Genomic DNA, 6315 nt, shown 5'->3' with positions numbered 1-6315 from the left:
TACTCCTGCAAAGCCTTGATGCAGGTAGAGTTGTACGTGGGTCAAAATTCGATGCAAATTATGGGGGTAGGTGGGTCAGTTTTGGGCGCAATTCAACAATCATGCCGTTAAAGAGCAATGGATAGAAACCAATTCGTTTATCACTGTTGGGGCTGCCCCGGTGTATAAACGCAAGAAAAAACTGTCCCAACAACTGACCTAAACGAGGCATGCACATACCTACAATCCTCTGACAACAAGATCGAACCTGGGTGGTTCTGGGCGATTTTTGTTAATTTTCTATTCAAATCTGGTGTCCGAAGGCGCGAAATCACTCTAATAAGGTGGCCTGACTTAGACCGTCAAGGAGGCATTGTCGCCCTGAAGGCAGAACGCACCAAGACCAAAACAGAGAGGCATATTCCATTAACACCAGATGTCCTAAGCGATCTGAAACTACTCAAAGCTAAAACCATCAAGGCAGCTGGTCTGAAATACTTACTAGATGGCCAAGTGTTCAATGCCACCCTGTTTCATGATGGCTATTACGTTGAAGAGATCGGAATTGACCAAGTATCGAACTTCTTCAAAAAGCTATCGAAGGAACTCACAGCCAAGCATGAAGAGCATGATGTGAGACAAATCCGCATATCATCCCACAGGCTACGCCACTCCATGGCAACGATACTGGCTCCTCAAGGTGATATAAGAGCATTACAGGATAGTTTGGGGCATACTGATGTACGAATGACATTGGAGTACGTGGAATCCAACATAGAGGCTCAGAAGACTTTACTGGCCAATTTACCCCAAATAAGGCCGTCTAGCGGAAAAAATAGCCTCTAAATGTTTGTGGATAGACTGATTTTGTGGTATCAGTTGAGAATCCAGGTAGTATATCGCCTGGATGATGCAGGGATCCGAAAGGATTTATTGCGCTTTGGATAAAAAAATGGCGGATGGGAGCACTCCCATCCGCCTGGATCGCCTGACTAGAGGAAGGAAGGTTGCCAGACTGTCTCTGGCTCGGTTTCCGAGGAAAGTGAAAACTTTCCAGGGCGATTGTTCTTTAGCCATAACAGGTGGCCCCAAACCACCTGCCTACCGAAGCTAAAAGCTTCGTGGGAAAATGGAGCCGGCGAGAGGATTCGAACCCCCGACCAGCTGATTACAAATCAGCTGCTCTACCAACTGAGCTACGCCGGCACAATTCGTTCAGGAGGCGCTATTCTAGAAGATCCTTCAGAGTCTGACAACGCGTGAACATGCCTGTTCACGGATTTTCAGCGCCGGATAATTTTCCCGAAGAGTCGCGGATGCACGACCAGCGCCCTCTCCTTCAAGCCGGACATCGATCCAGTGAATGACACTCTCAGAAGAGCGCGGCCTCACTTCCACTTTAAACCCCTTGGCCTCGACCTCCCGCTGACGAGCCTGGGCATTTTCCCTGCGGGAGAAGGCGCCGAGTGATATGGTATTTCTCAGGGATCCCTGCAGAAAACGGCGCACATCCCTAAATCCCTTGGTCTTCAGCGCTTCCAGGCTCTTAATCGCCTCTTGCTGGCTATCTGCAGCGGGAATCAGAACCCAGTAGCCGGTTGTTTTGATAATCGACTGCTGGCGCCGCAATGCCTCAAAACCCAGCTTGTTCAGGTTTTCAGAAATAGCGATTGCCGCTTCCTCTTTTTCAAAAGGACCAAGGACGCCGCAATAGGGTGGAATCTCCCGTTTTTCCTCAACAGGGACATCATCGTCAGCTTTCGCAACCAAGGCTTCGCCGCTATCTTCCTGGTCGCCTTCTTCCTGGAGATTTTCCCTGGACGTCTCCCCTGCTGTCTCCTGATCATCCGGTTCTGCTATTTCCTGTTGTGGTACCTGATCCGCCATTCCAGTCGCCATGGCAGCAGGCGGTTCCTGCTGGGGCTGACTGTCCGAATCAGCAAGCAATGAAGGCGGCTCCTGTCCAGGGTCGACACCTGCACCCTGACGCTCAGACAGCAGTTTGATATTGCCAATCCCAGCTGATACCACGGGAGAAAGCTGTGCTACCTCTTCGTTCTCGCTGCTGTAGCCCCAGATGAAAATAGCGATATTGGCCAGCAGGACCAACAGAAACAACCACCTCATTTAGGATACTCTCCATCAGTCGCAATCATGGCCAGGCCCACCATGACCAGGTCTGGGATTACTGTACCTGTACTCTCCAGAACTTCCAGTAACTTCCGGGATCCACTACCGGTCAAAATAAGCGTCAGCCTTGCCCCCAGCTCCTGTGCCGTCTTGGCAATAACCCGCTCAATTAAAGCGGCCGCCGCATGGATCCCGGCAGCAGCCACTGCGGTAGCCGTATCCTTTGCCAGGAGCTGTTTTCCGCAGGCCACATCAACCCGGGGGATGTTGGTCCTCTCCAACAGTGACCGACGCATCAACTCAAACCCGGGCAGTATCAGTCCACCCTTGTGGACGCCATGGGCATCGATCACATCGATGGTTATGGCCGTACCGCAATCCACGATGCAGGCCGCACCCGGATATCGCCCGTGTACGGCAACCAGGGTGAGCCAACGATCAACGCCAAGCTGTGCCGGGTTTTCATACGCATTTACCACGCCTAATGCCTGGGCAGAGGTTGTGACGATCTCGGGGGTTACGCCCCACACGTTTTGTGACCAGTCTGAGAGGTGTTGCTCAATCTCTCTACCGGCAACGTTTGCAACAACCACCCGGTCCGGCGTATCGGCATCACCCCAGCAATTGGCGGCAATCTTCGCAAAGGCATCTGATTCATGTGGAGCTGAATCTGCTGAAGAGAGCTTCCGGTTATCCAACCAGGACCACTTGAGATTGGTATTGCCGATGTCGATCAGGAGCACAGTTGGCACAGTGTTGTCAGGCTGGTTCATGTCGACTCAACCCACCGGTCTCAGACTGACCTCGCCACCATGATAGGGACGGGTTGCCCCTTGGTGCTCCAACAGCAGGGCACCCGCAGCATCTATGCCCTTGTGAACCCCTTCGATGCGCCGATTACCCATCTGCAGAGTCACAGCCTTTCCATGATAGAGGTCCAGTCGACGCCATTCGTCTATCTCAGGTGACAACCCTTCAGATTCAAATCTTGAGAGTGTGCTCAACAGGTTTTCGAGCAACGTGGAGACAAGACAGTTGCGGGAGATGTTCTCACCTCCCGGAAGACTGGCGAGATCGATCCAGGGCTGGTCTATAGCCTGCCCCTGTGAGTCACTCATCCGCGTGTTGAGACCAAGCCCCATGACAACCCGGCTTGGACCTGCATGTTCGCCTGATACCTCCAGCAGTAGTCCTGCCAGTTTCCGGTCCTGCCAAAGCACATCGTTGGGCCATTTCAGCCCAACCTGGTCGATGCCCACTGCTTCAAGACTACGGGCAACGGCAATACCGGCTGCAAGGCTGAGACCGCTGAGATCAGCAAGCCCCATACCGTAGTGCCAGCCTATTGAGAGGTAGATATTGCTGCCACAGGGCGAGACCCACTCACGCCCCCTTCTGCCGCGACCTGCGGTCTGCTGCTCAGCAATGCAGACATGTCCGGACGCACTGCCCTCCTGGGCCTGCTTGTCCATCAGGTAGCTGTTTGTTGATGCGATCTGGTCGAGTATCTCCAGCTGATCCATCAGACCCGATGCCCGGTCACTCAGACCGTCGCGAATCAACGCCTCATCAAGGAGTTCCAGCGGCTCCGCAAGCTTGTATCCCCTGCCTCGCACCGCGAACAGCTTGATCTCCATCTGGTCGCGGATATGCGTCAGGTGCTTCCAAATAGCCGCACGACTGACATCGAAACGTTCAGCCAGCTCTTCACCGGAATGAAATTGCCCGTCAGACAACAGGCGGATAATCTTGAACCGCGTATCCATCAAGTGATTTTACCAGCCCCTTACAGATCACCATAACTCTTTGTATTAATGCGAGTTATGCACTTCCTAGCCATTCATTACGACGCGTCTCGGTCTCTGGCTCCGGTGACTCCAGCAACCACAGGTGGCAGGTATCTGCAGGCGCGGGCTGAGGTTTCAGATCAAATGCCATCAGCTCATCCCGGCGAAATGCATGCACCTGGACCGGTTCACCCGGCGTTCCGGCTGCAACCAGGTCATGCACGTTGCCGTTTGTTACGCGTATACCGTTGATAGCCACCAGCGTATCCCCGGCGGAAAGACCGGCCTGCTGCGCTGCGCCGCCATCGAGGACGACCGCCAGCTCGACATGGCCGTTGTTGTTTTTCACGCGGGCACCCAGGACCGGCTTTGCTTCAGTCTCTGAATTTTCAGGCTGCTTGCCGGAACCCTGGTCATCCGGGGATTTAGCAGGACAGAGCTTGTAGCCGATTCCGAAATATTCCAGCAACGTTTCCAACGCCAGCTCTTCGGTACCCCGCACCGCCTGATCAAAGAACGCCTTCAGGTCAATGCTGGTCACTTCCATCGCCAGCATTTCGACATCCTGTTCATGTACACCGACATCCACCCGACCATGTCGCTCCCACAGGGTTCGCATCACATCTTCCAGTGAATAGTTGCCAGCGGTTTCTTTCCTAATGGTCAGGTCAAGGGCAAGTGCCACCAAAGCACCCTTTGCGTAGTAGCTGACAATGGCATTGGAAGCGTTCTCATCCTGCTTGTAGAACTTGGTCCAGGCGTCGAAACTGGAATCGGCAAGGCTCTGTTTGAATCTGCCGGCTCCTCGCTGAACACGGGTAATCACCTGCGCCAGTAGTTCCAAGTAACTCTCAGGCTCGATACGCTTGGTCCTTACGAGGGAAAGATCGTCGTAGTAAGAGGTGATACCTTCGAAGGCCCAGAGCAAACGAGTATGCACCTCTTTGATCAAATCGGCGCTTTTGAAGACCTCAGGCCTGATTCGCTTCACATTCCACAGGTGAAAATACTCGTGGCTCGCCAGCCCCAGGAACTGACGGTAACCGTTTGTCACTTTCTCCTCGCCTTTCTTCGGCAGATCAGCGCGCTTGCAGATCAGCGAAGTGGAACTACGATGCTCGAGACCGCCATAGCCATCTCCTACCGCCATTACCTGGAACAGGTAGCGATCCATTTCTGGCAATTCGCCGAACATCTCGATATGACTTTCACAGAGCATCTTGAGATCTGCACAGAGGCGCTCCATATCCGCCTCGTGCCTTCCGGTGACAGCTACGGCATGGGTGACACCTGCCACATCGAACTCGGAATAGTCAAACGTACCCATCTCCACCGGATGATCTACGAGTTCGTCATAGCTGCCAGCCTGGTAGCTGCCAAAGCCAAGATAAGGAGCCTGTAGCCCGTTTAATGTCGTGGCAACACGCCAGGACTCATATCCGTCTCCATCCGGTTTTATGAGTTCGACTTCGCAGGGTTGATCATCCTGACCCTCAACACGCAGGAAGAGACTGGTACCGTTAAAATAACCGTGGGTCGTATCCAGATGGGCGCTTCTTACCGAGAGATCCCAAGCGTATATCGTGTAAGTCACGACCAGTTCACCCTCATAGGGCGCAAACAACCAACTCTGCTTGTCCTGCTTCTCCCAGGCAACGGGTATCCCATCAGAGTACGCAGAGAGGGTAACCAGGTTTTTGGCAAAGTCCCTGATCATGTAACTGCCAAGGATCCAGGATGGCATGACGAGCAGTTGCCCCTGATCATCAGGCTGCACAATGCGGAGTGTTACCTCGAACAGGTGAGCTTCGGGAGAAACAGGTTTAACCCGGTATTGAAGATTAGCGCTCATGACTTACTCCTGGACTGCACATTGAGCTTGGCCTGAATAAAACCGCGGTGAGGAACATGAAGGAGATCGGCAAGTTTGCGAACCAGGTACTCTTCGTATTTATCGATGCGGCCGTCTGCATAGGCAACCTCCCATAATTTTTCGAGCATTGCTATTTTCTGATCAGGAATGAGATCACGATCCAGTAGAACAGTAAACTGATCGAGCGAGATAGATGCATCCACTTCAGCTTCAGCAATCGTGATTAGCTCTTGTACCTCTTCCACTGCGAGCTGATAGCTTCTGACCAGGATATCCTGAATCGTATCCCGTTCTACGAGATGGAACTCGTTATCCGATCGGCTGATCTCAACAAGCAACGCGGCAGTCGCCATGCGCAGAGCATGCTCGGCTACCTGAGGGCTCTTGTCATGGAGCTCACTTTGCAGGCGCTTGTCAAACAGTTCTTTTAACGTTTTGAACATAGAGTCGTAAGCGTCCGGCGGCTACACCCTGGTCAATCAGAGCTTGATGTGTTGGAGGCGCAGATTGGTTTCAGTGACGTCGAAATGGGTCGGGTCGAACTTG

General features: G+C 53.0%; 6 protein-coding genes and 1 tRNA gene. 1 reads left to right on the top strand and 6 read right to left on the bottom strand.

The genetic code is table 11. The annotated features are described in order from the left end of the window. Window positions 1-240 precede the first annotated feature (240 nt). A complete protein-coding gene (locus BOW53_RS13995) occupies window positions 241-825 on the top strand; it encodes a site-specific integrase (protein WP_078488245.1) in 585 nt (194 codons plus the stop codon). 284 nt (window positions 826-1109) lie between these two features. Here BOW53_RS13995 and BOW53_RS12150 read toward each other — a convergent pair. The 6 genes from BOW53_RS12150 to BOW53_RS12125 form a co-directional block, all read right to left on the bottom strand. Then, a tRNA-Thr gene (locus tag BOW53_RS12150) sits at window positions 1110-1185 on the bottom strand. A gap of 36 nt (window positions 1186-1221) precedes the next feature. After that, a complete protein-coding gene (locus BOW53_RS12145; protein WP_078488244.1) occupies window positions 1222-2106 on the bottom strand; it encodes an SPOR domain-containing protein in 885 nt (294 codons plus the stop codon). Then, window positions 2103-2882 (bottom strand): type III pantothenate kinase, encoded by a 780-nt coding sequence (locus BOW53_RS12140; protein WP_078488243.1) that lies wholly within the window; start codon window positions 2880-2882, stop codon window positions 2103-2105. The genes BOW53_RS12145 and BOW53_RS12140 overlap by 4 nt, the downstream gene beginning before the upstream one ends. 6 nt (window positions 2883-2888) lie before the next feature. Next, entirely contained in the window at window positions 2889-3875 is a 987-nt protein-coding gene (birA, locus tag BOW53_RS12135) for a bifunctional biotin--[acetyl-CoA-carboxylase] ligase/biotin operon repressor BirA (protein ID WP_078488242.1), read from the bottom strand. Window positions 3876-3930: 55 nt separating this feature from the next. After that, window positions 3931-5748, bottom strand: coding sequence for a M61 family metallopeptidase (locus tag BOW53_RS12130; protein WP_078488241.1), 1818 nt, complete (start codon window positions 5746-5748; stop codon window positions 3931-3933). Beyond that, window positions 5745-6212, bottom strand: coding sequence for a tellurite resistance TerB family protein (locus BOW53_RS12125; RefSeq protein WP_078488240.1), 468 nt, complete (start codon window positions 6210-6212; stop codon window positions 5745-5747). The genes BOW53_RS12130 and BOW53_RS12125 overlap by 4 nt, the downstream gene beginning before the upstream one ends. Window positions 6213-6315 lie beyond the last annotated feature (103 nt).

Origin of the sequence: Solemya velesiana gill symbiont, from assembly GCF_002020805.1 — a bacterium.
Classification (GTDB): domain Bacteria; phylum Pseudomonadota; class Gammaproteobacteria; order Chromatiales; family Chromatiaceae; genus Sedimenticola_A.
This window is presented reverse-complemented; position numbering and strand designations above follow the sequence as displayed.